The sequence below is a fragment of the Desulfoferula mesophila genome, from assembly GCF_037076455.1.
GTDB lineage: Bacteria > Desulfobacterota > Desulfarculia > Desulfarculales > Desulfarculaceae > Desulfoferula > Desulfoferula mesophila.
The window spans coordinates 599820-624735 of the sequence record NZ_AP028679.1 but is presented as its reverse complement, the minus strand read 5'-3'; the positions used below and the strand labels follow the sequence as shown (position 1 = coordinate 624735).

Below are 24916 nucleotides of genomic sequence, written 5' to 3'. Positions count from 1 at the left end.
TCCGCTAAGGGTGGAGGAAGCTTATGACTCGTGGGTTGACCCAACGCCAGGCCCAGGTCCTGGAGTTCATCGAAGAGTTCACCAGCAGCCAGGGATATCCTCCCACGGTGCGCGAGGTGGCTTCTCATTTCGGCTTCCGCTCCCCCCGCGCGGCCCACGACCACATGAAGGCCCTGGAAAAAAAGGGCTATATGCGCTCCCGGGCCGGAAGACCGCGGGCCCTGGAGGTGTTGCATAGCCGCAGGGGCATCCCGGTGTTGGGCCGGATCGCCGCCGGCCAGCCCATCCTGGCCGTGGAAGACGCCGAGGAGGTGCTGGGCCTGGAGCCGGGCTTCTTCGGCTCGGGCCGCTTCTTTGCCCTCAGGGTGCGGGGCGACTCCATGGTCGGCGACCACATCGCCGAGGGCGACCTGGTGATCATCCGGGCCCAGGAAGACGCCCGCGCCGGAGAGGTGGCTGCGGTGCTGTTGGGCGACGAGGTCACCCTGAAGCATTTCGTGCCCCACGCCCAGGGCCTGGAGCTCAGGGCGGCCAACCCGGCGGTCAAGAGCATCATGGTGGGCCCGGAAGACGATCCCCCCCGGGTTTTGGGGGTCATGGTGGGCCTGGTCCGCAAGAATTAGGCGGCTTCGCCGTCCGTCCACGTCCTTTTCCGCATGAGAATCGTTGGGTTTCGGGCTGGCAAGCCCTCTACCCAACCTACGCTATTGCCTGGATGGCTGCCCGAGCGGCCCCCATCCCCGTGGCACAGCCAGGGGTTCGTGGGCCAGGCACCGGTGAGCGCAGACCGCAGGCGTATATGCCAATACACCGAGGTCCAAGCGATTCCGGCAACCCAGCCCACGGACGACTGGCGCAGCCGCCCTTACTTGCGGCACAGCCAGGTGGGGCTAGGCAAGGCTTCGGGCGGGCGATGCCCGTAACGCAGCATAGCGTCGCCTGGCGCAGCCGCCCTTTCCTCAGGCTTGTCCCACCCGATAGGCCGCCAAATCCTCCACGGTCACCACCGGATAGCCGCTGCTCCGGGCAAAATCCACGATGCGTGGCAAACGGGCCATGGAGCCGTCGGGGTTGGTCAGCTCACAGAGCACCCCGTAGGGCGCGAGCCCGGCCAGGCGCATGAGGTCCACCGTGGCCTCGGTGTGCCCCCGGCGCTCCAAGACCCCGCCGTCGCGGGCCTGCAGGGGGAAGACGTGGCCCGGCCGGTTGAGGTCGGCGGGGGTGGCGTCCTCGGCGATGGCCGCCCGCACCGTGGCGAGGCGGTCCGCGGCCGACACCCCGGTGGTCACCCCTTGGGCCGCCTCGATGGATACGGTGAAAGCGGTCTGATAGCGGCTGGAGTTGGCGGGGGTCATGGGGGGCAGGTCCAGGCTCTTCACCTTGTCCGAAGGCAGGCACAGGCAGACGATGCCGCTGCACTCGCGGATGAGGGCCGCCATCTGTTCGGTGGTTAGCGATTGGGCCGCAAAGATGAGGTCGCCCTCGTTTTCCCGGTCCTCGTCGTCGGTGACCAAGACTCCCCGTCCCTGGCGCACCGCCTCCAGGGCCCGCTGGACCCGTTGCTCCTGATTGCCGAACTGCTCCAATAGTGCTTCGCCCATGTGCATACTCCTGCGCCTCCGGCGCGGTTGATGGTATGGGCGGGGAGACAGAACGGGCATGCGCGCGGCGCCGGGCGCGCCGCGAAACGGCCCACCGGCACCCCGAGGGATGCGGACTGTCTTATCCTCTCTCATCCGGACTGTCACCGTCGGCTCTGGCCTCTCACCAGATCTGCTGACCCCCTTCGCGCACGAAGGGGCGCTCGCGGGCTCCCCGGCCTTGGCCGGGATACCGCCGGTGGGGAATCGCACCCCGCCCCGAGAATAAGCTCTTATTGGTGTAGTCCCTGGGGAGACGCCTGTCAAGCCGGTCTTCGCCCCCGCTCCGGCCAGGGGCGAAGCGTTGCGTCGGCGTGGAGGTTTTTTATTTCACCTCAAAGGCCACCCGGCCCAATCCGCCGCTGAACACCGCCTCGTAGGAGCCGGGCTCGCCGGGGAACATGGGCCCCAGGGAGCCGGTGAGGATCACCGAGCCCTCGGACAAGGGGCCGTACATGGCCAGGGCCTGGTTCACACTCCAGGCCAGGGCCTCCCACTGGGAGCCCAGCGCCGCCTTGGCGCCCACCGCCGGGGTCAGGGGCTTGCCGCCCCGCCAGAGCTGGCCCTGGGTGACGTTGGGGTCCAGCTTGTCCGCCCGCACCATCGGCCCCAGGATGAACCCGCGGCAGACGACGTTGGCGGCCACGATGTCGGGCAGGGTCACGGCCGACATGTCGGCATAGGCCAAGTCGGGCAACTCCACCGCCGGGGCGATGCCCAGCACGTACTCGCGCACCGTGCGGTGGGTCACCGGCCGGCTGATGGGCTTGCCCAGCAGATAGGCGATCTCCACCTCCAGGGCCAGGTTGCGGAAGTCGGCGCGCCTGACCACCTTGTAGCGGCGCATGGAGGCCATGAGCACCCCCAGGGCCGGCCCCTTGGCCCCGAAGCGCTGCTGCACCGCCTGGCTGGTGAGCCCGGCCTTGTAGCCGGCCACCTGGTCCTCGTGGGAGCGGAACAGCGCCACCAGGGCGGTCTGCACCCCGTAGGCCTGGGCCAGGGTCAGACCCGGCCTCATCTTGGAGGCCAGGGGCAGGGCCTGGCCCGCCTGGAAGTTCTTGTAGATGGCCAGGGCCACCTCGCGGTCGCTTTGGGCCAGGGCCGGCAAGGCCAGGGCCAACGAGATAACGGCCGCGCTCAGCCCGGCCAGCAATTTGTTCATCACCCATCCTCCTGAAACGGTCCGGGTGAAACCTCCCGGCCATGGGCCGTAATCCTGACACAGGCTCCGGGGAGCGACAACCTCCGTTTCGGGGGCCTTGCCCGGCCCGGCGCTTTGTGAAATATTGGGGCCTGGCCGCACCTTAGGCATTGGGGGGAGATATCATGACCGGCTTCATTCCGCCGCGACAACTGAGCCCCCATCTATGGCTTTTGGGCGAGCACCATCTGAGCCTGTACCTGATACGGGACGGCGAAGAAGCCGCCCTTTTCGAGGTGGGCATGAGCTGCACCACCCCCCTGGTGCTGACCCAGCTGGCCCGCCTGGGCCTGGCCCCCGAGCAGGTGGGCCGGGTGATCCTCTCCCACGCCCACAGCGACCACAGCGCCGGGGCCAGGGGGTTGCTGGAAGGCCTGCCCCAGGCGCGCCTGGTGCTCACCGCCAAGTCCAGCGAGCTGCTGGGCCGAGCCAGCACCCTGGGCCGCTTCAGCGCGGACGACGACTTCAGCAGCGCCGAGGTGATCCGCCGGGCCGGCTTGGCCGAGCCCCGGGCCTGGCCCGCCCTGGAGCCCCTGCCCGCCCAGCGCCTGGAGATTTTGGAAGCGGGCGAGAGCCTGACGGTGGGAGGCCAGCGGGTGGAGTTGTTGCCCTCCCGGGGCCACGTCCCCGGCGGGCTCTTGGCCTGGTTGCCGGATACGGGGGCCTTGCTGGCCTCGGACTCGGCCGGGTTCCACCACCCGGACCGGCCCGGCTTTCCCCTGTATTTCGTATCCTACCCCGACTACCTGGCCACCCTGGCGGACATCGCCGCCCGGCGGCCCACGGTGCTGGGCCTGGGCCACCAGGGCGCCTTGCCCGGCGACCAGGCCGCCCGCTATCTGCAAGACACCCAGGAGCACCTGGCGGACTGGCACCGGAAAATCGCGGCCCGCTTCCGCCACTGCCGGGACGCCCGCGAGGTCGGCGCCTGGCTGTTCGACAGCTTCTATCGCGACGAGTTGACCATCTACAGCCCGGCCAACATCGGCTATTGCTGCGACCTGTTGGTCAAGCGCTCCCTGCAGTTCGAGGGCTTGGCCGGCTAATTACAGGGAGGAACCACCCGGGCGGGGTCGTTTCCCAGCCGCCAGAGCTCGGCTCGGCTGCCGTCCGGCAGGGGGAAGGCCGCCACCAGGCGCGCCTGGGGCAACACCGCTTTTCTGGCCTCCCGCAACACCCGCCCGAAGTCCGGATCCAGGCCCAGGCCGCCGGTCTTGGTGACCAGGTAGTCCGGGCCCAGCAGGCCGTGGATCATATCCCGCTCCACCTGGCCGGGCCGCCAATGGGTGGGCTTCACCACGGAAACCACGCACACCCCCCCGCCGTGGGCCGCGGCCCAGGACTCCAGGGCCATCTTGTTGAAATAGGTGAGCGAGGCCAGCACCCCCAGGCGGGGCGGACGGCCCGGCCGGGACCAGTCGGCCCGCGCGGCTCCCAGGATGGCCGCCATTTGCCAATCGGCGGGGCTGGGGGGCCGGGCGTAGACCGCCTTGGGGCCGCTGAGGCGCAGGGGCTGGCCCGCCACCCGCCACACCCTCTCCCGGGCCAGGGGTCCCCAGGCGTAACTCACTGCGCCGAAGTGCAAGGCGGCCAAGGCCAGCACCCCGGCCAGAGCGGCCCAGCGCAGCCAGCGGCGGCCCAGCATCCCGGCCCAGCCTACGGCCAACAGGCAGGCCGGGGCCAGCAGGGGATAGAGGTAGCGGGAGTCCTTGTTCCTGAGCAGGGTTATGAGCACTAGGCCGCTCAGGAACCAGACCAGCGCCATGGCCCCGGCCTCTCGCCGCCGGGTAAGGACCGTGGCCAGGCCCACCGCCACCAACAGCGCCAGGGGCAGGAACATCTGGTGATTGACCAGCGATAGGGGGTAGTAGAGCAGGCCGGCCAGGGAGAACACCGCCGGGTCGCCTTCGCGCAGGGCCACCGGCCCGGCGTTGATGAGCATGTTCTTGATGAGGGTGGCCGGAGAGTGCAGATACCAGGGCAGGCACACCGCCCCGGCGATGAGCAGGCCCCAGGCCACCCCCGGCCAGTCCACCACCCGGCCCTGGCGGCGGCCGGAAACAAGGCACCAGGCCAGGGGGCCCAGCAGGTAGAGCACCAGGGTCCACTTGGCCAGCATGCCCAGCCCGGCCAAGGCCCCCAGGGCCAGCAGCCAGCGCCGGCGGGACAGGCCTTGGCTGCGCTCCAGGGCCCACACCGTCCAGGCCACCATGGCCGCCAGGCAGAGCTCCATGAGCACCTCGCGGGCCAGGCCGGCCGAGGCGGGGATGAGGGCCACCAGCAGGGCTCCGGCCAGCCCGGCGGCCCGGCCAAAGGCCTTGCGGCCCAGCAGCCAGGTGGGCACCATGAGCATGAGCAGCCAAAAGCTGTTGATAAGAGGGGCGTATTGCAGACTCACCCCACCGAGAAGCATCATGGCGGCCAGGGAGGTGTGAAACAGGGGCGGATAGTAGATGGCGTAGGAGAGCAGGCGCGCCCATTGCCCGGGGTGGGCCAGGATGTCGCGGTAGCCCAGGGCCAGGAGAAAATGGTGCGACTGGTCGAAGGACAGGGGGGCGTGGTTTTGTCCGAGCCACTGCGCGGTGATCGCGGTGATGCCCGCCCAGGCCGCCACCAATATAACCAACTCCAGCCATGCCCAAGGCGCCGAGACGCGCGAAGGCGGCTGCCGGCTGTTCGCCATAAGTTGAAGCCTCTATACCGGCCACAACCGCCCGAGGTGTGCCGGGTAACTTTTGTCCAGGGTCAGGCTAAAGGGCCCATTGAGCGAAAGCTCGGGGGAATCTTGACAAAAACGGGCTCACTAAGCAACGAGATTAATGGGCCTCTCGCCGCGCCGCCGTTCACGGTTTGGCCGGGGGAGCGACCTTTGGTACACTGCTCGCCATGGCCAACTTGGAAGACATAGAGTCCCCCGCGGCGGACAACGGCCCTCCCCCTGAGCCGCCTCCCCGCCCCGGCAGCATGGGCCCGGTGGGGCGCGCCGGGTTGAACCTGTTGCTCATGCTGGGGGGCAACCTGTGCGCCGCGGTGGCGGTCAACGGCATCCTGGTGCCCCAGGGCTTTCTCTCCGGCGGCTTCACCGGTCTGGCCCTGCTGTTGTACTACCTGCCCCCCAACCTGCCGGTGAGCCTGTGGTATCTGGTGCTCAACGTGCCCATCTTCGTGTTGGGCTGGCGCATGGTGGGGCGGCGCTTTTTCTGGTGGAGCCTGGTGGGCATGGGCATGCTCAGCCTGGCCCTGCAGGTGGTCAAGGTGCCGGTGATCCTCATGGACCCGGTGGCCGGGGCCCTGCTGGCGGGCATTCTCATCGGCGGCGGCGGCGGCCTGGTGCTCCGGAGCCAGGGCTCGGCCGGGGGCTTGGACATCCTCTCGGTGATCCTGATGCAGCGCTTCAGCGTGCGCCTGGGCACCACCCTGCTGGCCTTCAACGTGCTGGTCCTGGGCTTGGGAGCCCTGTTGTTCCCCCTTACCAAGATCATGTACACCCTGGCCATGATCTTCGTGGCCGCCCAGGTGACCAACCTGGTGTTCAACGGGCTCAGCCAGCGCAAGGCGGTGACCATCATCAGCCCCCACTGGGCCGAGCTGGCCCAGGCCATCGTCGCCGACAGCCGGGCGGGGGCCACCCTGGTCCCGGCCAAGGGCGCCTTCAGCGGCCAGGACGAGCCCATGATCTACACGGTGGTCAACCTTCGAGAGCTGGGGCGGCTCAAGGCCCTGGTCAACTCCCTGGACCCGGACGCCTTCGTGGTGGTCAGCGACACCCTGGAGGTGAGCGGCCAGCGCATCGGCCGGGCCACTCCCTGGTAAGCCGCCGCGCGGCTCATAAAAAAAGGCCGGCCCCCGTCTGGGAGCCGGCCTCGGTGTTTGTGGTCGCTAATCCGTTGTCGATACTGGTTGTCTATCTCACGCTGCTCGGTGCCTGTTGTCTCGTGCCGGATGTTCGCTGCTGGTTGTTCCGTGCTCGATGTTCGCTTCTGGTTGCCTATGCCGGGTGTCTCTCGCTTGCTGCCTAGTTCTCGGTGAACTCCGCGTCCACAACATCATCGTCCTTGGGGCCCTGCTGACCGCCGCCCTGCTGACCGCCGGGCTGACCACCGGGCTGTCCGCCCGCCTGCTGGCCGCTCTGGTACAGGCTCTGGGCCATGGCGTGGGAAGCGTTCTGCAGGTTCTCGAAGGCGGCCTCCATCTGGGCCCGGTCGTCGCTCTCCAGGGCCTTCTTGGCCTCGGCGATGGCCCCGTCCATGGAGCTCTTGGTGGCCTCGTCCAGCTTGGCCTCGTTTTCCTTGACCAGCTTTTCGGTCTGGTAGATCAGGCTGTCCAACTTGTTCTTGGCCTCCACCGCCTGGCGCCGCTCCTTGTCCTCGTTGCTGAAGCGCTTGGCGTCGGTGACCATCTTGTCGATCTCTTCGTCGTTGAGGCCCGAGGAGGCCTTGATCTCGATGGACTGCTCCTTGCCGGTGGCCAGGTCCTTGGCGCTCACGTTGACCATGCCGTTGGCGTCGATGTCGAAGGTGACCTCGACCTGGGGCACGCCGCGCGGGGCCGGGGGCAGGCCGGTGAGCTGGAAGTTGCCCAGGGTCCGGTTATCCTTGGCGAACTCGCGCTCGCCCTGCAACACGTGGATATCCACCGCCGGCTGGTTGTCGGCCGCGGTGGAGAACACCTCGCTCTTGCGGGTGGGGATGGTGGTGTTGCGCTCGATGAGCTTGGTCATCACCCCGCCCAGGGTCTCGATGCCCAGGCTCAGGGGGGTGACGTCCAGAAGCAGCACGTCGTTGACCTCGCCGCCCAGCACGCCGCCCTGGATGGCCGCGCCCACGGCCACCACCTCGTCGGGGTTCACGCCCTTGTGCGGCTCCTTCGCGAAGAACTCCCTGACCATCTCCTGGACCTTGGGGATGCGGGTGGAACCGCCCACCAGGACCACCTCGTCGATCTGGCCGGCGCTCAGACCCGCGTCGGACAGGGCCGCCTTGCAGGGGCCCAGGGTGCGCTGCAGCTCGTTGTCCACCAGGGCCTCGAACTTGGACCGGCTCAGCTTGATGTTCAGGTGCTTGGGGCCAGATGCGTCGGCGGTGATGAAGGGCAGGTTGATGTCGGTCTCCACCGCGCTACTGAGCTCCATTTTGGCCTTCTCGGCCGCCTCCTTGAGGCGCTGCATGGCCATGGGGTCACCGGAGAGGTCCACGCCCGAGTCTTTCTTGAACTCGCCCACCAGCCAGTCGATGATCTTCTGGTCCAGGTTGTCGCCGCCCAGGTGGGTGTCGCCGTTGGTGGCCTTGACCTCCACCACGCCGTCGCCCACCTCCAACACCGAGATGTCGAAGGTGCCGCCGCCGAAGTCGAACACGGCGATGGTCTCGTTGGTCTTCTTGTCCAGGCCATAGGCCAGCGCCGCCGCCGTGGGCTCGTTAATGATGCGCTTGACCTCCAGGCCCGCGATCTTGCCCGCGTCCTTGGTGGCCTGGCGCTGGGAGTCGTTGAAGTAGGCCGGCACGGTAATGACCGCCGCGAACACCTTTTCACCCAGGTAATCCTCGGCCGCCTTCTTGAGCTTGCCCAGGATCATGGCGCTGACCTCGGGGGGGCTGTACTCCTTGCCCTGGGCCTCGATCTTCACCTGGTCCGCGCCGGTGTCCACCACCTTGTAGGGCACCTGCTTGATCTCTTCGGCCACCTCGGAGAAACGCCGTCCCATGAAGCGCTTGATGCTGTAAACGGTGTTGGTGGGGTTGGTCACCGCCTGGCGCTTGGCCGCGGCGCCCACCAGGCGTTCGCCCTTATCGGTGAAAGCCACCACGCTGGGGGTGGTGCGGTTGCCTTCCTCATTGGTGATAACCTTGGCCTCGCCGCCTTCCATTACCGCCACCACGCTGTTGGTGGTGCCCAGGTCGATTCCGATAATTTTTTCGTTGCCTGCCATGGTTACTTCGTACCTCCTGGATATTGATATCTCGAAGCCCCCCGCCGGGGGGCCTAATCTTTCTCTAACTTTGACAAATCGCTATGAAAAGCGTCCTAATTCCATTTCACATACATCAAGGTAAGTCCCCCTCGGCCATAGTCAAGGCTTGGCGGGCGGATAAATGCGCCAAAAGGCTTTTTTACACCCCGCCCATTTGCTTATAGTGGAATTGTACTTACCTTAATTTCTAAATGACGTTCTCGGGGTCGAAGCGGCCCCGGCGGAGCGTTCCCGAGCTTTCAGGAGAGTTACAGCCATGAGCCGAGACTATTCCGCCCCCGGTGACGCCCTCAGGGCCCAAATGCGCAGGCTTTTGCATAACCTGGAGCGTCCCGACATGGGCAGCGACGAAGGGGCCTGGGCCCCGGCGGTGGACATCGTGGAGACCACCGAGGCGATCATAATCATCGCCGACCTGGCCGGGGTTTCGCGTAAGGATCTCAAGATCATGGTGGACGACCAGGTGGTGCGCCTGTACGGACGCCGCGAGCCCACCCTCCGGGTGGCCGGGGCCCGCTATCACCGCATGGAAATCGAGACCGGCGAATTCGTGCGCTCCTTCCGGGTAACGGTGCCCATCGCGCCCAACCGGGTGGAGGCCAGCCTGTCCGACGGCCTGCTAAGGATAGTGCTGCCCAAACGCTCCCGCGCCTCCAGCGTCGAGGTCCAGGCTGTCTAAATTTTTTGCCAAGCGAGTAGATCATGAGCAATGAACATCTGCTATTGCCTGAAGATTCCATAAACGTCAGCGTGGGCAAGGGTTCGGATTTGAGCGAGGCCCTGCTGGGGCGGCGGCCTCCCCTGCCCAAGCTGCTGCCCCTGCTGCCGGTCAAGGATATGAGCATGTTCCCCCGCATGGTTCTGCCCATGCTCATCGCCGACAACCGCCACCAAGGCCTGGTGGACGAGGTGTTGGCCGGGGACAAGATTTTGGGCCTGGTGGCCTTGAAGGGCGACATCGCCTCCGAGGAGGTCAAGAGCGCCGCCGACATCCACCAGGTGGGGGTGGCCGCGCTGATCTTGCAAATGGCCAAGAGCGAAACCGACGGCCTGCGCCTGGTGGCCCAGGGGCTCACCCGTTTCCGCATCCTGGAGCTGTTGCGCACCGAGCCCTATCCCATGGCCCACGTGGAGGCGGTGGAAGACATCGTCACCGACGACCTGGAGAGCAAGGCCCTGTTGAACAACCTGCGCTCGCTGTTCCGGCGGGTGTTGGAGCTGGCCCCCCATCTGCCCGATGAGCTGGGCTCCTTGGTGGCCAGCGTGGACCACCCCGGCGCCCTGTGCGACATGGTGGCCAGCGCCATGAACATCAGCCCCGAGGAGCGCCAGAGCATCGTGGAGGCCCTGGACGTCACCGAGCGCCTGCGCCGGGTCACCACCCTCATGAACCGCGAGATCCAGGTCTTGGAGCTGGGCAGCAAGATTCAGGACCAGGTCAAGGAAGGCCTGGACAAGACCCAGCGCGAGTATTACCTGCGCCAGCAGCTCAAGGCCATCAAGGAGGAGTTGGGCGAGGACGAGAGCGAGGGCGGCGAAACCGACGAACTGCGCCAGCGCCTGGATGAAAAGGCCCTGCCCGAGCAGGTGCGCGCCGAGGCCGAGCGGGAGCTCAAGCGCCTGGCGGCCATGCACTCTTCCAGCGCCGAGTACCACGTCATCACCACCTACCTGGACTGGATACTCAACCTGCCCTGGGAGGAAGAGACCGAGGACAAGCTGGACATCAAGCAGGCCCGGGCCATTTTGGAGGCCGACCACTACGACCTGGACAAGGTGAAGCGGCGCATTTTGGAGTATCTGTCGGTGCGCAAGCTCAACCCGGACATGAAGGGCCCCATCCTGTGCTTCGTGGGCCCGCCGGGGGTGGGCAAGACCTCCCTGGGCCGCTCCATCGCCCGGGCCCTGGGGCGCAACTTCGCCCGCATCAGCCTGGGCGGGGTGCGCGACGAGGCCGAGATCCGCGGCCACCGGCGCACCTACGTGGGGGCCATGCCCGGCCGCATCGTGCAGAGCCTTCGGCGCGCGGGCAGCCGCAACCCGGTGTTCATGCTCGACGAGGTGGACAAGGTGGGGGCCGACTTCAGGGGCGACCCCAGTAGCGCCCTGTTGGAGGTCCTGGACCCGGAGCAGAACTTCAGCTTCAGCGACCACTACCTGGACCTGCCCTTTGACCTGTCCAAGGTGATGTTCGTGACCACGGCCAACGTGCTGGACACCATCCCCGCGCCCCTCAGGGACCGCATGGAGATCATCGAGATTCCCGGCTACACCGCCGAGGACAAGCTCAAGATCGCCAAGCGCTACCTGGTGCCTCGCCAGCGGGGCGAGCACGGCCTGAGCGCCAAGCAGCTGAGCATCAGCGACGCGGCCCTCATGCTGCTCATCACCGGCTACACCCGCGAGGCCGGGCTCAGGAACCTGGAGCGGGAGATCGGCTCGCTGTGCCGCTGGGCGGCGCGGGCCATCGCCGAGGGCGAGACCGAGGCGGTGAAGATCAACAAGCCCGAGGTGGCCGAGGTGCTGGGGCCCCAGCGCATCCTGCCCGACACCGCCCTGCGCACCGCCGTGCCCGGCGTGGCCACCGGCCTGGCCTGGACCCCCACCGGCGGCGACATCCTGTTCGTGGAGGCCAGCCGCATGCCCGGCAAGGGCGGCTTGGTGCTCACCGGCCAGTTGGGCGACGTGATGAAGGAGTCGGCCCAGGCGGCGGTCACCTTCCTCAGGGCCAACGCCCCGGCCTGCGGCCTGGAGAACAACTTCAACGCCGAGAGCGACATCCACATCCACGTGCCCGCCGGGGCAATCCCCAAGGACGGCCCCAGCGCCGGGGTGACCCTGTTCACCGCCCTGCTCTCCTTGTTCACCGGCCGCCCGGTGAAGAGCGAGGTGGCCATGACCGGCGAGATCACCCTTCGGGGCATGGTGCTGCCCGTGGGGGGCATCAAGGAAAAGGTCCTGGCCGCCCACCGCGCGGGCATCAAGACCATCATCCTGCCCGCGGCCAACGAGCGCGACCTGGTGGACGTGCCGGACAACGTGAAGAAGAAGATGACCTTCAAGTTCGCCGAGCGCATCGGCCAACTGGAGGCCTGGGCCCTGGAGCCCGTGAAGGGCGCCAAAAAGGCCAAGCCCCAGGCCGCGCGCCAGGCCGGGGCCAAGAAGACGGCCAAGCCCAAGCGCCCCCAAAAGGCGCGGTCCGGCGGCGGGGTGGCCGCCATGGAGAAGAAGGCGGCCCGCCAGGGCAAGAAATAGACGCAAGCTAACGCCCCGCCCAGCGGCGGCGCTGATCAAGGACCAGGGACCGCCCCCAATCGGGGGCGGTCTTTTTTAGCCGGCGGCTAGGACTCCAGGACGAAAATCACTTCCATGCGCACCCGGTACTCCAGCACCTGGCCGTCCACCACGGAGACGTTCTGCTCCTGGATCTTGAACCCGGTGATGCCGCGCAAGGTGGCGTTGGCCCGGCTGATGCCCACGGCCACGGCGTCGTCGAAACTGGTGGGGCTTCCGGCAATGATCTCGGTTACGCGGGCGACTCTCTTTTCGGCCATGACTTCCCTCCGACCCCTGACGGGGCAATAAATGGTTCGCCGTTGCGTATAATCAGGATGCCATGTTTGGATGGGTCTTTGTTCCAGGGTAACACGCCCAAATTTTGACGAACAAGGCCCTTCGCGCCTGGGGCGCGTACGCCGGTTGCCAAGGGGGGCGCTGGGAGTTAGTTTTTAACCCATGGAACTCATCGATCTGCACACCCATTCCACGGCCAGCGACGGCACCCTGGCCCCGGCCCAGGTGGCGGCGGCGGCGGCCGAGGCCGGCCTGGCCGCAGTGGCCCTCACCGACCACGACACCACCCAGGGTCTGGCCGAATTCCTGGCCGCGGCCGCGCCCGGCGGCCCGGAGCTGGTGCCCGGCGTGGAGCTCAGCGTGGACCGGCCAGACGGCGGCTCCCTGCACCTAGTGGGGCTGTGGGTGGACCCCGAAGAGCCCCGGTTCAAAGAGGGCCTCGAGCGGGTGCAGAACGCCCGGCTGGAGCGCAACCCCAAGATCGCGGCCCGCCTGCGCGAGCTGGGCCTGGACGTCTCCCTGGAGGAGGTGGCCGCCGCGGCCGGGGGGGGCCAGGTGGGGCGGCCCCATTTCGCCCAGGTGCTGGTGGACAAGGGGATGGTGGGGGGGCCGGGCGAGGCCTTTGGCCGCTACCTCAAACGGGGCGCCCCGGCCTACGTGGAAAAACAGCGCCTCACCCCCGAACAGGCCATGGCTCTGATCCGGGGGGCGGGCGGGGTCAGCGTGCTGGCCCACCCCGGCCTGCTGGAGCTGCACCCGGCGGCCCTGGAAAAGCTGGCCGCCCGGCTAATGGAACAGGGGCTCATGGCCATCGAGGCCTATTACTCCGAACACAACCCGGCCCAGGAGCGCAGCCTCAAGGAGATGGCCGCCCGTTTGGGCCTGGCGGTGAGCGGAGGAAGCGACTTCCACGGCTTCAACAAGCCGGGCATCCGCCTGGGCGCGGGCAAGGGAACCCTGCGGGTGCCCGCCTCCCTGTTGGCCGGGCTCAAGCAGGCCCGCGACGCCGGGGCCCGCTAGGCCCTGCCCTTCCCTGCCAGACGCTTCTCGCGACACCTACGGCCTTGCCCCGTCCGGGCGCGGTTATATAAAATCATGGCCAACCTTGGGAGGCAAACATGCGCCTAACCGTATTGGGCTCGGGCACCTGCGAGCTGCGCCCCGAGCGCTCCAGCCCGGCCTATTGGCTGCAGGCCGGGGGCAAAGGCATCATGCTGGACCTGGGGCAAGGGGCCTGGCGGCGCCTGCTGGAGAGCGGCTTCCGGGCCGACCAGGTGGACGCGGTGATCATCAGCCACCCCCACCCAGACCACATGGCCGATCTGATCCCCCTGCTCTTCGCCCTGAAATACGACCCCGAGCTGGCGGCCACCGCCCGCATGACCCTGTTGGCCCACGCCGGGCTGGAGCCCCTGCTGGCCTCCCTGAACCAGGCCTGGGGCGGCTGGCTGGACCCTCCCGGCCGGGCGCTCACCCGGCGCTGGCTGCGACCCGGCGAACGTACCCAGGTGGGCGAGGTGAGCATCGTCACCGCCCCGGCCACCCACCACGCCCACAGCCTGGCCTGGCGGCTGGAGCACGGGGGCCACAGCCTGGTGTATTTGGGCGACAGCGAGGCCGGTGAGGAGTTGGCGCGCTTCGCCCAGGGCGCGGACCTGATGATCTGCCACTGCGCGGGCACAGACCAGGAGCCCAAAAAGGGCCACCTCTACCCCGCCGCCTGCGGGGAGTTGGCCGCCCGGGCGGGGGTCGGCTCCTTGCTGCTCAGCCACTTCTACCGGGTGGTGGACCCCCAAAAGGCCACGGCCTCGGCGGCGGCCCGTTTTACGGGTCCGGTGTGGGCCGCTTTTGACGGACTGCGCCTGGAGTTGACCTCCCAGGGGCGGGCGCCGCGGGGGTTTGTGCCGAATAGGGCAAGGTTTCCCAGGGATTAACGCGCCTTTTTGCCTTGACACTGCGGATAACGCTTTGATAGCGTCAATTTTGTAAGTAGCTTCAATATAGCTATCCTGTCCAGGCATTTCCCGGCGAAAGGTGATGCATGGTCCGCAAGCCTGATGATGACCCTCACCGGTGGCGTACGAGTTTCGGCTCCCGCACCGGCGCGGGGTTGTTTGCCCGCCCGGCGCGGTCCCGCTCCCTTCCATGCCCCATGCCCACTGGCCCAAACGCCGGCGGGGCTTGCAATCTAGGGTGAAAAAAAGGCAGTATTGATTAGTTTCGCTTAGCGCAAACGCATTTTCGAGGGTGACCATGAAAAGCAAGGTTCTCATTCCCGTGGACACCGCCCGCAACTCCCTCACCGCCGAAGAGCACGCCATAAAGCTCAGTTGGCGCATGCCCCTGACGGTCACCCTGCTAAACGTCCTGAACACCAAGCGACTGGAGCAGCACGGCATCAGTCCCGACGATCAACAGCGCATCAAGGATTCCATGCGCCGCCGCGCCGAAAAGGTATTGCAGGCGGCGGCCGAGCCATTCCAAAAAGCCGACATCGAATACGATATCCGCATCGAGGAGGGCCAACCGGCGGTGGTCATCTGCCGTGAGGCGGAAGAGGGCGGATATGACATGGTCATCCTGCCCCAAAGCGGATTCAGCGAATTGGAAGAGATTTTAGGCGGTAGTGTGGTTCACAACGTCCTATGGAAATGCAAGACGCCTATCCTTCTGGTTAAACACAGCCAGCAGCAGCTTGAGGAACAACGTAAAAAACTGGCTCAGGGTGAGCTATTGCCTCGCTAGGCCCCGGCCCGGCGAAGCGGCTTTTCAAAGACACTCGAAGCACTAGGACGCCCCGGGAAAGGAGGAGGCAGGGGCGGGGGCCGGCTCCATGGGTTCATGGGCGGCTTCCGGCCAAGCGGCGCGTCCCGGCCCGCGCGGCCTGCTTTGAGAAAGCAAACGTTGTGTGTACTCGCCAAGCAATCTAAAGGGAGGGGTTATGCGATTTTCCAAAGTCTTGCTGGCGCTGGTAGTGGCCTTGGTGGCGTTTGCCTTGGTGGCTCCGGCGGCCATGGCCGCGAAACCGTCCGTGGATAAGTGGAAGCCGGCCTTTGACTATTCCAAGGCCAAGTACAAGATAAAGGTTTCCAACGTCTCGCACCCGGCCATCAAGGGCGTCTACGCCGGTTTCGCCATCCGCGATGCCCTGTGGAAGGCCACCAACGGCCAAATCTATTTCGAGTATCTGCCCTTCTCCATGCTGGGCGGCGAGGTGGAGGTGCTCAACCAGCTCCAGATGGGCGCCATCCAGGGCATGGCCGTCTCCTCGGTGGCCAGCACCAACCTGGGCCCCCGCATGGGACTGGTCAACCTGCCTTTCCTGGTCAACTCCTACGAGAAGCTCGACAAGTTCATCGCCAATAAAAAGCTGTTCCAGCACTTTTTGGACGGCATGGAGCACCAGGGGATCATGGGCCTGGACGTGACCGCCTACGGTCGCTACGGCTGGGCCACCACCATCCCGGTTAAGAACATCGCCGACGCCAAGAAGGTGAAGTTCCGCATCGCCGAGGCGGCGGTCAACAAGCTGCTCTACAAGGCCTGGGGCTTCAACCCCGTGGTCATGCCCTGGCCGGACGTGCCCACCGCCCTCAAGCAGGGCGTCATCACCGGCCTGGACCACACCTTGATCGTGTGCTACCTGACCAAGAAGTTCGAGGTCGCCAAGAACTTCACCCCCGTCAACTACGCCCAGGGCCTGTTCATCTGGATCTTCAACCAAAAGTGGTTCAAGTCCCTGCCGGCAGACCTGCAGACCACCTTCAAGAAGGTGGTCAACGAGCAGTGCGCCATCTACCGCAACGAGTGCAAGGCTCAGGAAGCCGCGGCCAAGAAGGGCGCCATGGAAAAGTCCGGCGTGAAGTTCTGGGATCTTTCCGCGGCTGACCTGGAAACCCTGCGCGTCCAGGGCAACGTGGTTCACCAGCAGTTCGCCAAGGAAATCGGTCCCCAGTACCTTGGCGAAGTCCAGAAGCTCCTGGGTTACAAGATCACCCGGGACATGGGCGCCAAGAAATAGCCAAAATCACGCAATAACCGCGGGCCGGGGCCAACCCCCCGGCCCGCCGTTCCCACCTGTGAATCGACGGCGCGCTATGCGCCACAAAGGAAACCGCGACACATGGCACAAGGGCGGACATACCTTTTCGGCTGGGTGGCCTTTCTCTGCATAGTGGCGGTCGCCGTGCTGGGATATTGGTTCCTGCACCTCAAGGGGCTCACCTGGGGGGCCATCGCCACCTGGGGCCTGTTCATGCTCCTCGCCGCCTTCACCGGCAACTGGGACCGTTTCCTGCGCTTTCAGGACAAGGGGCTCTCCTTTTTCGAGGAGTGGACCCTGTACCTGGCGGTGATGGTGGGGCTCATCTCCCTGTTCATCAACGTGATCCTGCGCTACGTGTTTTCCTACTCCATGTCCTGGTCCGAGGAGCTGATCCGCGAGATCATCATCCTCACCACCTTCGTGGGCCTGGCCCCGGCCATCAAAAACCGTTCCATGATAACCATCGACGCCCTGGTGCAAATCGTGCCCCGGCTGCGCGCTCCGCTTACCTACTTCAGCCACTTGGCCGTGCTGTCCTTCGCGGTGCTTATCACCAAGATGGGCATAGACATGGCCCTGATGCAGGAGCGGACCTCCCAGAAAACCATCATCTTGGAGTTTCCCCTGGTCGTCCTCTACCTAATTTTGCCCCTCATGGGAGTCACCATGGGGGTGCGCACCATCCAGGTGCTTTGGTGGGACTATCAGGAGGGCAAGGCCAAGAAGGAATCCGCGGGCTAGGGGGCGCAGATGGAAACCAGCTATATCATCATCATCCTGGTGCTGTTGGGGGCCATGGCCGCCACGGTGCCCGTGTTCCTTTGCCTGTTCTTCACTGCGGTGGCGGGTTTTACGCTCTTCACCGACCTGCCCCTGTTGGTGCTGGCCCAAAGCCTATTCCGATCAATGGACAATTTCGCCCTGGTGGTGGTGCTGTTCTTCATTCTCTGCGGCAACATCATGACCAGCGGCTCCATCGTGAACAAGCTGATTCGCTTTGCCAACGTGATAGTGGGCTGGCTGCCCGGGGGCCTGGCCATGGCCGGCATCCTGGCCTGCGGCCTGTTCGGCGCCATCAGCGGCTCCACCGTGGCCACGGTGGTGGCCATCGGCGGGTTCATGATTCCCGCGCTGATCGACAACAAATACAACATGCGCTTCAGCGTGGGGGTCATGACCACCGCGCCCAACCTGGGGGTGATCATCCCCCCCTCCATCAGCATGATCCTCTATTCCATGATCAGCGCGGTGAGCCTGGAGGGCCTGTTCCTCACCGGGTTCGTGCCGGGCATCCTGATCATGGCCGGCATGTGCGGTTATTCCTACTTCTGGGCGGTGCGCAACCCCGGCTTCATCAGGGCCCCCAAGCCCACCTGGAGCGAAGCCTGGCACTCCTTCAAGGAGGGCTTCTGGTCGCTGATGCTGCCGGTGATCATCTTCGGCGGCATCTTCAGCGGGGCCTTCACCGCCAACGAGGCCGCGGTGGTGGCCTGCGTTTACGCCCTCATCGTGGAGCTGTTCATCCACCGAGATATGAAGTTCTCCACGGTCAAGAAGGTCATGGTCAACTCGGCGGTGACCAGCGCCACCCTGCTGATCATCGTGGCCGGGGCCACCTGCTTCGGCCGCTACCTGACCATGGAGGCCATACCCAGCAAGATCTCCGAGGCGGTGGTCAGCTCCATCACCCAGCCTTGGATATTCCTGCTCACCGTGAACATCCTGCTTTTGATCATCGGCATGTTCATGGACATCATCAGCGCCACCTTGATCCTGGGCCCCATCTTTCTGCCCATGCTGGCGAGCTACGGGATCAACCCGGTGCACTTCGGGCTGTTGATGACCGTGAACCTAGGCATCGGCTACTGCACCCCGCCCCTGGGAGTGAGCCTGTACATCACCGGAGCCTTGGTGAACCGAGATTTACTTTACGTGTCACGGGCGGTGGCCCCCTGGGTGGCCATCCAGATCGCGGTGCTGCTGCTCATGACCTACTGGCCCGACGCGGTGCTGTGGCTGCCCCGCGCCATGGGCTGGAACGTCGACTAGCCCGGCGCCATCGACCAAGCAAATGCGCGCCCGCCGGGGAGACCCGGCGGGCGTTTCGTTTGCCGCTGGGGACGCGGCGCGCCTTGGGGGGTGAGCCCATCGTCGGAGAATTCCCCTCCGGGCATTTGCCCGGCGAAGGGCCCGCAAAAAAGGCCGCCCCCGTGAAGGGGCGGCCCGGTGCTGCTTGGAAAAACTCGGCTAGCGCTTGACGGTCAGCTTGTCGCCTGGAGAGATGGCGCTGGAGCTCAGGTTGTTCCAGCGCTTGAGCTGATTGGGGGTCACGCCATAGCGGCGGCCGATGGTCCACAGGTTGTCGCCGCGCCGCACCACGTAGACCTGCTCGACCTTGGTGTCCACCTTGCCTTCGGCCTTGGCGCTGGGCACGTAGAGCACCAGGTGCTGGCCGACCTTCAGGCGGCTGGTGTTGTGCCCGTTCCAGCGCGGGATGTCTCGCCATTCGATGTTGTAGGTGCGGGCGATGTGCCAAAGGGTGTCCCCGCTCTTGACGGTGTGGTGAATCTTGCGGGTCCCCTTGGGGCTGCCGGCCAGGGAGCGGTGGGAACGCGAGCCGGAGGAGCTGGCGACCAGCGTCGCGGGAGCGCCGCCCTTGGGAGGCACCACCACCTTTTGGCCGATGGCCAATCTACGCGGGTTGATGCGGGGGTTCATGGCCATCAGCTCGTTTAGGCTGACGCCGTGGGTCCTGGCGATGCGCCCCAGGGTGTCTCCCCGGTGCACGCGCACGGTGACCATGCCCACCCTGGCCTTGCGCTCCGCCAACGGCAGCTTGGCGTAGGCTATCTCGAAAGTGGCCTTGGTCCCCGGCGGGATGCGCAGATCGTACATGCCCCCGGTTGGCGGAACCGCCCAGCGGCGCAGCTCCGGGTTCAGATCGTTGAGCTCGTTGGGCTTGATGCCCGCCAGCTTGGCCGCCACGCCCAGGGAGGTTCCCGGGTGCACCTCCACCACCTCGTAGGCCAGAGGCTGCTCATAAACTATGTCCGTAAAGCCGTACTTGTCCGGCTCCTTGGCGATGAGCGCCGCGGCGATCATCTTGGGCACGTATTGGCGGGTCTCTTGTTTCAGGTAATAGCGCCGCCCCTGGCTGATGGACCAGAAGTCGTCGGCGTCGTAGCGCTTGAGCGCCCGGCGGATCTTGCCTTCCCCGGCGTTGTAGGCCGCGGCGGCCAGATACCAGGAGCCGAACTCCTCGTGCAGATCCTTGAGGTATTTGGCGGCGGCGTGGGTGGACTTCACCGGATCGCGCCGCTCATCCACCCAGTAGTTGATCACCAGGCCGTAGCGCCTGCCGGTGCCCTGGATGAACTGCCAGGGGCCCACCGCGTGGGCCCGGGAATAGGCTTGGCAAGAGAAGCCGCTCTCGATGAGGGCCAGATAGACCAGGTCCTCGGGCAGGCCGTGCTCTTTGAGTATGGCCCGCATCATGGGCAAATAGCGGCCGGAGCGGGCCAGCCAAATGCGAAAGCGCTTGGGCATCCGGGTCTGGAAATAGTCTATGAAAAACTCCACCCGGGAGTTGATGACGATGGGAATGTCGTAGGTGACGGCTTCCTGCTGGCTGGGATGGCCGGCCTGGCCCGCCTTCTCGGTAACCATCTCATTTTCGCCCAGGTCTTTCAGTTCCTGGGCCACCTTGGCGTTGATCTCCTCCTGGGGCGGCTTGACCGGCTTGGCGGTCAGCACCACCGGCTGGGAGGGACCGGTCTGGCTGGTTTGGGAGGAAGTGGTGGCACAACCGGCGGCGGCCAGTAGGGCCAAACAGGCTACGGCGAGAATTGGCTTAAAATGCATACATCCATCCGCTGGAGCGCACGTTAATACGCCCAAACATATTTGGGCTAAGATAGCAGAACCCAACCTGGGTGTAAAGTGCCTGTTTAAATAAACGGTTGCGCCCCCCGCCCGGCCCTGATTAATGGTTTGACCCCTAGCCCGGCCTCGGGTATTTTTTAAACGCGAGGGGGTGACGATCACATCCTTCCCGGGAGCCGATTTCAACCAAATGACCACATATGCACTTTGCAAGCGGCTTGGTGCGGCCTTGGCCGTTATCACGGTGGTTTGCCCCACCGCGGCCCTGGCCGCCGGTACCGCCGCCGCCGCCGATCCTTTTGCCGGCCAGAGCTTCTGGTGGGTGCTGGTTTTGGTGTTCGCCGGCGGCCTGGGGCTCAACCTCACCCCCTGCGTATACCCGCTTATCCCCATTACTATCAGCTACTTCGGCGGGCGCTCCTCCAGCCGGGGCGGCCTGATCGCCGACGCCTTGGCCTATTGGCTGGGCATGGCCATCATGTATGCCGCGCTGGGCAGCCTGGTGGCCCTGGGCGGGGCCTTTTTGGGCCAGGCCCTCAGCCATCCGGCGGTGATTTTGTTCCTGGCGGCGGTGCTGTTGTTCATGGCCGCCAGCATGTTCGGCCTGTGGGAGCTGCGCCTGCCCGCCTCACTGAACCGGCTGGCTTCCTCCAACCGGACCGGGGTGTTGGGCGCGCTGATCATGGGCCTGACCCTGGGGCTTTTGGCCGCGCCCTGCGTCGGGCCCTTCGTGGTGGGTCTCATGGCCCACGTGGCCAAAGAGGCGTCGGTGGGCTACGGCCTGCTGGTGTTCTTCGTCCTGGCCGCCGGGCTGGGCCTGCCCTTGGCGGTGCTGGCCGCCTTCAGCGGCAGCATCCAGAGCCTGCCCGGCGCGGGCGAGTGGATGATCTGGGTGCGCAAATTCTTCGGCCTGGTGCTGATCATCATGGCCGTGAACATCGCCGAGCCGCTGCTCGGCGCGGGCCTGGCTCGCTGGCTGATGATCCTGGTGGGCCTGGTCGGGGGCATCTACCTGGGCTTTATGGAAAAGAGCGGCAAAGGAGCTTTCGTGAAATTCAAACACGTGGCGGGCATAGTGATCCTGGCGACGGCCGCCGCCTTCTGGTGGTTCTGGGCCCCCGGCGGCGGCGGGCAAGACAAGACCGCCTGGGTGCATTTCAGTCCCCAGGTGCTCGAGGAAGCCAAGGCCTCCAACAAGCCGGTGGTGGTGTTCTTCACCGCCGACTGGTGCAACCCCTGCAAACAGCTCAAGAGCGAAACCCTGCCCCGGCCCGAGGTGCAGGAGCTTCTTAAGCATTTCGTGCCCGTCAAGGCCGACGTCACCAAGGCCCCCGGCCCCGAGGCCCAGAGCTTCATGCGCCAATACCGGGTGCGCGGAGTGCCCACCATGATCTTCATGGACGGACGGGGCCAGGAGATAACCGAAAGCCGGGTGGTGGGATTTTTGCCCCCCAACCGCTTCCTGCCCCTGATCAAGATGGCGGTGGCCCGCACCTCAACCGCATCGGGGAAATAATCCATGGCCTTCCACCCGCGAGAGCTGGAGCCCGCCGAGGTGATCCGCCTGGCCCAGGTGGCCTTGGGAAAACAACCGGCGGACACCATCATTCGCCGCGCCAGGGTGGTCAACGTCTTTGATTACAGCATCAGCGAACCCCTGAGCGTGGCCCTGGCCCAGGGACGGGTGACCGCCCTGGGCGAGGAAGCCCCCGCCTGGCTGGGGCCGGACACCCAGGTGTTCGACGCCGAGGAGCGCTACCTGATCCCCGGCCTGGTGGACGCCCACACTCACCTGGACTCCATCTTCGAGCTGGGGCCCTTTGCCGAGCTGGCCCTGGCCGGCGGCAACACCACCGCCGTCAGCGAGATGGGCATGATGGCCGGGGCCTGGGGCATCGAGGGAATCAGGCACTTCATCCAGGCCGCCCAGGCCTCGCCCCAGCGGATTTTCCTCACCGTGCCGCCCCTGTCCCCGCCCTTCCCCCAATGGGAGACCAGCGCCGGGTTGGACCGGCAAGGCTTCAGCGAGGTCCTGGACCACCCCGCCTGTCTGGGGGTGGGCGAGACCTATTGGCCAGCCATAACCGGGGGCGAAGAGCGGGCCGCCACCAACTACGCCCAGGCCATGGCCCGGCACAAGCGCCTGGAGGGCCACGCCGCCGGGGCGCGGGGGGCCAAGCTCATGGCCTACGCCGCCGCCGGCACCACCAGTTGCCACGAATCGGTCACCGGCGAGGACGCGGCCGAGCGCCTGGCCCTGGGCCTGGCGGTGCAGGTGCGCGAGGGCTTCGTGCGCAAGGAGATGGCCGAGGTGGTGCCCACCCTGGCCGCGCTGCCCGAGAGCGGCCAGGTGATGCTGGTCACCGACCTGGCCGATTTCAATGAGCTGATGACCTGGGGGGCCATGAACCCCCTGCTGTCGCGGGCGGTGGCCCTGGGGGTGGAGCCCGCCCGGGCCGTGGCCTGGTGCAGCCTCAACCCGGCCCGCTACTTCGGCCTGGACCGTTTGGGCGCGGTGGCCCCCGGCTGGGTGGCCGACCTGGTGCTGGTGAACGACCTCCGGGAATTTAGGGCTCACGCGGTGTGGCTGGAGGGTCTCCTGGTGGCCCGCGAGGGCAAGCTGACCGTGCCCGCCCCCGCCTTCGCCTATCCCCCCGAGGCGCGGCGCACCATGCGCTGCCCCGCCCTGACCCCCGCCGACTTCGCGGTAAGCGCCCAGGGCAGGCAAGCGGTGGTGCGGGTGGTGGAGGCCCAGAACGCCACCATCACCCGGGAAGGCGAGGCCACTCTGCCCATCGAGCAGGGCAACGTGCGGCCCGACCCGGCCCAGGGGGTGATAAAAATCGCCCACATCAACCGCCAGAGCTCCGAACTCAAGATGTCCGTGGGCTTTGCCAGCGGATGGGGGCTCACCCAGGGGGCCCTGGCCAGCACCATCATCTGGGACACCACCAACCTCTTCGTGGCCGGGGCCAGCGAAACCGAGATGGCCGTGGCCGCCGAGGCGGTGCGGGCCATGGGCGGCGGCTGGGCCGTGGCCCAGGGCGACGAGGTGGTGGCCGCCCTGCCCCTGCCGGTGGCGGGCATCCTCTCCACCGAGCCCTTTGCCGAGATCGAACGCCAGGCCGACGCCTGCCGCGCGGCGCTCAAGCGGCTGGGCTGCCCCCTGGCCCGGCCCTTTTTGACCGCCCAGACCTTTTGCTTCACCGGTCTGCCCTTCATCCGCCTCACCGACAAGGGCCTGGTGGACATTCGGGGCGGCGCCTTCGTGGAGGTGGTCAAATCATGCGCCTGAGGCCCGGCCGGACCCTGGGGCCGCTCCTGGCCCTGCTGCTGCTCCTGGCGGCCGCCGCGCCCGTCGAAGCCCTTACCGTGCGGGGCCGGGTCTTGGACGCCGGGGGACATCCCCTGGCCGGGGCCTATGTCAGCGACGGGGTGGGCATCACCCAAAGCGCCCCGGACGGCGCCTTCCTCCTGGAAAGTCAGGCGGGCCGGGTGGTGGCCCTCACCGCCCCGCCGGGCCACGGCGACGGCCCCCGCTGGTGGTGGCCCGCCGAACAGGCGGCCCAAATCGGCGAGTTCCGTTTGGGGCCCGCCAAGCCCGGCGGCGCGGAGAGCCTGCCCCTGGTGGTGCTCAGCGATCCCCATCTCTACGACGCCTCGGCCGCGCCCACCTGGTCGGGCAAGTTGGACCCCACCGTGCCCCTGCGGGCCTGGCAAAAGACCATGGCCGAGCTAAAGGCCCTGCGCCCGGCCCTTACCCTGGTGCTGGGCGATCTGGCCATGGACGCCGAAAAGGGCCAGCCTGCCTACGGCCGCGCCCAGATGGGCCTGGCCCGGCGGGCGGCGGCCTTGCTGCCCGCTCCCTGGCGGGCCTGCCCCGGCAACCACGACGTGCGCTACGGCCCCCATGGGGTGGACTACTCCCTGTGGCGCGAGTTCCTGGGCCCGGTGCGCAGCCTGAGTTTCGCGGGGCCGGTGGCCGTGCTGCTTCTGGACAATACCGGCATCTCCACCCGCCAGGACGGCACCCCCCGCCCCTGCGGCATCCTGCCCCAGGAGGCCCTGGACTGGCTCAAGGCGGCGCTGGCCCTGCTGCCCCCCGAAACTCCCCTTTTGGTGGGCAGCCACTATCCCCTGGCCTCACCCCTGGCCGGGGTCAACCCCCTGCGCAAGGGCTCCTTGGTGCGAGCCCCCGGCCCCACCGGCCTGGGCCTGCGCAACGTGGACCAGAACGGGGTGCGGGCCATGACCCTGTTGGCCGCCCGGCCCCTGGTGGGCCTGCTCAGCGGCCATCTGCACGCCGCCAACCGCTCGGCCCTCTTGGGGCGCCAAGCAACGGTGCCCCTGTGGGGCGCCCCGGCCCTGTGCGGCCGCTGGTGGCAGGGGGACATGAACTACGGGCCGATCGGCTTTCCCCCGGCCTATATGCGCGGCGCGCTGCGGCGCGGCCCGGCGGGCTGGAGCCTGGAGCTCGGCCAGGTGGTCATCACCCCTCCCGCGCAGCCCCGGCCCTAGGCCATGGCCGAACACCCACGATTTTTGCTAGATTGAGCCATCGGAGGTCAGACTATTGGCTGGAGTTAACGACTTCGCGGTGCGCC

General features: G+C 66.6%; 20 protein-coding genes and 1 riboswitch. Of the genes, 14 read left to right on the top strand and 6 right to left on the bottom strand.

The window, feature by feature from the left end; all coding sequences use genetic code 11:
- Positions 1–23: 23 nt before the first annotated feature.
- A complete protein-coding gene (gene lexA, locus AACH32_RS02875; RefSeq protein ID WP_338605219.1) occupies positions 24–623 on the top strand; it encodes a transcriptional repressor LexA in 600 nt (199 codons plus the stop codon).
- Between the two features lie 336 nt (positions 624–959).
- Here lexA and ribB read toward each other — a convergent pair whose 3' ends face one another.
- Positions 960–1601 (bottom strand): 3,4-dihydroxy-2-butanone-4-phosphate synthase, encoded by a 642-nt coding sequence (ribB, locus tag AACH32_RS02870; RefSeq protein WP_338605218.1) that lies wholly within the window; start codon positions 1599–1601, stop codon positions 960–962.
- A gap of 119 nt (positions 1602–1720) precedes the next feature.
- A riboswitch (FMN riboswitch) is annotated at positions 1721–1871 on the bottom strand.
- Between the two features lie 94 nt (positions 1872–1965).
- A complete protein-coding gene (locus tag AACH32_RS02865) occupies positions 1966–2802 on the bottom strand; it encodes a 2-keto-4-pentenoate hydratase (RefSeq protein WP_338605216.1) in 837 nt (278 codons plus the stop codon).
- Positions 2803–2966: 164 nt separating this feature from the next.
- Between AACH32_RS02865 and AACH32_RS02860 the strand changes: the two genes are divergently transcribed.
- Positions 2967–3887, top strand: a complete 921-nt coding sequence (locus tag AACH32_RS02860) for an MBL fold metallo-hydrolase (protein ID WP_338605214.1) — start codon at positions 2967–2969, stop codon at positions 3885–3887.
- Here AACH32_RS02860 and AACH32_RS02855 read toward each other — a convergent pair.
- Positions 3884–5455 carry an ArnT family glycosyltransferase gene (locus AACH32_RS02855; RefSeq protein WP_338606644.1) on the bottom strand — a complete coding sequence of 524 codons (1572 nt, stop codon included), beginning with the start codon at positions 5453–5455 and terminating at the stop codon, positions 3884–3886. The two genes, AACH32_RS02860 and AACH32_RS02855, sit on opposite strands and share 4 nt — an antisense overlap.
- Positions 5456–5727: 272 nt before the next feature.
- Here AACH32_RS02855 and AACH32_RS02850 point away from each other — a divergent pair, with 272 nt between their 5' ends.
- Positions 5728–6654 carry a YitT family protein gene (locus tag AACH32_RS02850; RefSeq protein ID WP_338605213.1) on the top strand — a complete coding sequence of 309 codons (927 nt, stop codon included), beginning with the start codon at positions 5728–5730 and terminating at the stop codon, positions 6652–6654.
- Between the two features lie 202 nt (positions 6655–6856).
- Here the strand turns inward: AACH32_RS02850 and dnaK are convergent, their stop codons facing one another.
- Positions 6857–8770, bottom strand: coding sequence for a molecular chaperone DnaK (gene dnaK / locus AACH32_RS02845; protein ID WP_338605212.1), 1914 nt, complete (start codon positions 8768–8770; stop codon positions 6857–6859).
- A gap of 298 nt (positions 8771–9068) precedes the next feature.
- On the opposite strand from dnaK, the gene AACH32_RS02840 reads away from it, so the two are divergent.
- Together AACH32_RS02840 and lon are read left to right on the top strand one after the other, a co-directional pair.
- Complete coding sequence (locus AACH32_RS02840; RefSeq protein WP_338605211.1) at positions 9069–9491, top strand: Hsp20/alpha crystallin family protein; 423 nt, start codon at positions 9069–9071, stop codon at positions 9489–9491.
- A gap of 23 nt (positions 9492–9514) precedes the next feature.
- The gene (gene lon, locus AACH32_RS02835) at positions 9515–12067 is read left to right on the top strand and encodes an endopeptidase La (RefSeq protein WP_338605210.1); all 2553 of its coding nucleotides are present in this window, start codon (positions 9515–9517) and stop codon (positions 12065–12067) included.
- An 86-nt stretch (positions 12068–12153) separates the two neighbouring features.
- Here the strand turns inward: lon and AACH32_RS02830 are convergent, their stop codons facing one another.
- A complete protein-coding gene (locus tag AACH32_RS02830) occupies positions 12154–12366 on the bottom strand; it encodes a dodecin family protein (RefSeq protein WP_338605209.1) in 213 nt (70 codons plus the stop codon).
- 181 nt (positions 12367–12547) lie between these two features.
- Here AACH32_RS02830 and AACH32_RS02825 point away from each other — a divergent pair, with 181 nt between their 5' ends.
- From AACH32_RS02825 to AACH32_RS02800, 6 genes are all read left to right on the top strand, one after another.
- A complete protein-coding gene (locus tag AACH32_RS02825) occupies positions 12548–13405 on the top strand; it encodes a PHP domain-containing protein (RefSeq protein ID WP_338605208.1) in 858 nt (285 codons plus the stop codon).
- A 98-nt stretch (positions 13406–13503) separates the two neighbouring features.
- The gene (locus AACH32_RS02820) at positions 13504–14319 is read left to right on the top strand and encodes an MBL fold metallo-hydrolase (RefSeq protein WP_338605207.1); all 816 of its coding nucleotides are present in this window, start codon (positions 13504–13506) and stop codon (positions 14317–14319) included.
- 319 nt (positions 14320–14638) lie between these two features.
- Complete coding sequence (locus tag AACH32_RS02815) at positions 14639–15130, top strand: universal stress protein (RefSeq protein WP_338605206.1); 492 nt, start codon at positions 14639–14641, stop codon at positions 15128–15130.
- Positions 15131–15326: 196 nt separating this feature from the next.
- Entirely contained in the window at positions 15327–16406 is a 1080-nt protein-coding gene (locus tag AACH32_RS02810) for a TRAP transporter substrate-binding protein (protein ID WP_338605205.1), read from the top strand.
- Between the two features lie 102 nt (positions 16407–16508).
- Complete coding sequence (locus tag AACH32_RS02805; RefSeq protein ID WP_338605204.1) at positions 16509–17171, top strand: TRAP transporter small permease; 663 nt, start codon at positions 16509–16511, stop codon at positions 17169–17171.
- Positions 17172–17180: 9 nt separating this feature from the next.
- Positions 17181–18479: a TRAP transporter large permease gene (locus AACH32_RS02800; protein ID WP_338605203.1), complete on the top strand. Its 1299-nt coding sequence runs from the start codon at positions 17181–17183 to the stop codon at positions 18477–18479.
- A 198-nt stretch (positions 18480–18677) separates the two neighbouring features.
- Here AACH32_RS02800 and AACH32_RS02795 read toward each other — a convergent pair whose 3' ends face one another.
- Entirely contained in the window at positions 18678–20291 is a 1614-nt protein-coding gene (locus tag AACH32_RS02795; RefSeq protein WP_338605202.1) for a lytic transglycosylase domain-containing protein, read from the bottom strand.
- 250 nt (positions 20292–20541) lie between these two features.
- Here AACH32_RS02795 and AACH32_RS02790 point away from each other — a divergent pair, with 250 nt between their 5' ends.
- The 3 genes from AACH32_RS02790 to AACH32_RS02780 are packed head-to-tail and all read left to right on the top strand — an operon-like array spanning position 20542 to position 24830.
- A complete protein-coding gene (locus AACH32_RS02790; RefSeq protein WP_338605201.1) occupies positions 20542–21828 on the top strand; it encodes a protein-disulfide reductase DsbD family protein in 1287 nt (428 codons plus the stop codon).
- Positions 21829–21831: 3 nt separating this feature from the next.
- Positions 21832–23607 carry an adenine deaminase C-terminal domain-containing protein gene (locus AACH32_RS02785; protein WP_338605200.1) on the top strand — a complete coding sequence of 592 codons (1776 nt, stop codon included), beginning with the start codon at positions 21832–21834 and terminating at the stop codon, positions 23605–23607.
- Entirely contained in the window at positions 23598–24830 is a 1233-nt protein-coding gene (locus AACH32_RS02780; RefSeq protein ID WP_338605199.1) for a metallophosphoesterase family protein, read from the top strand. Before AACH32_RS02785 ends, AACH32_RS02780 begins: the two co-directional genes overlap by 10 nt.
- Positions 24831–24916 lie beyond the last annotated feature (86 nt).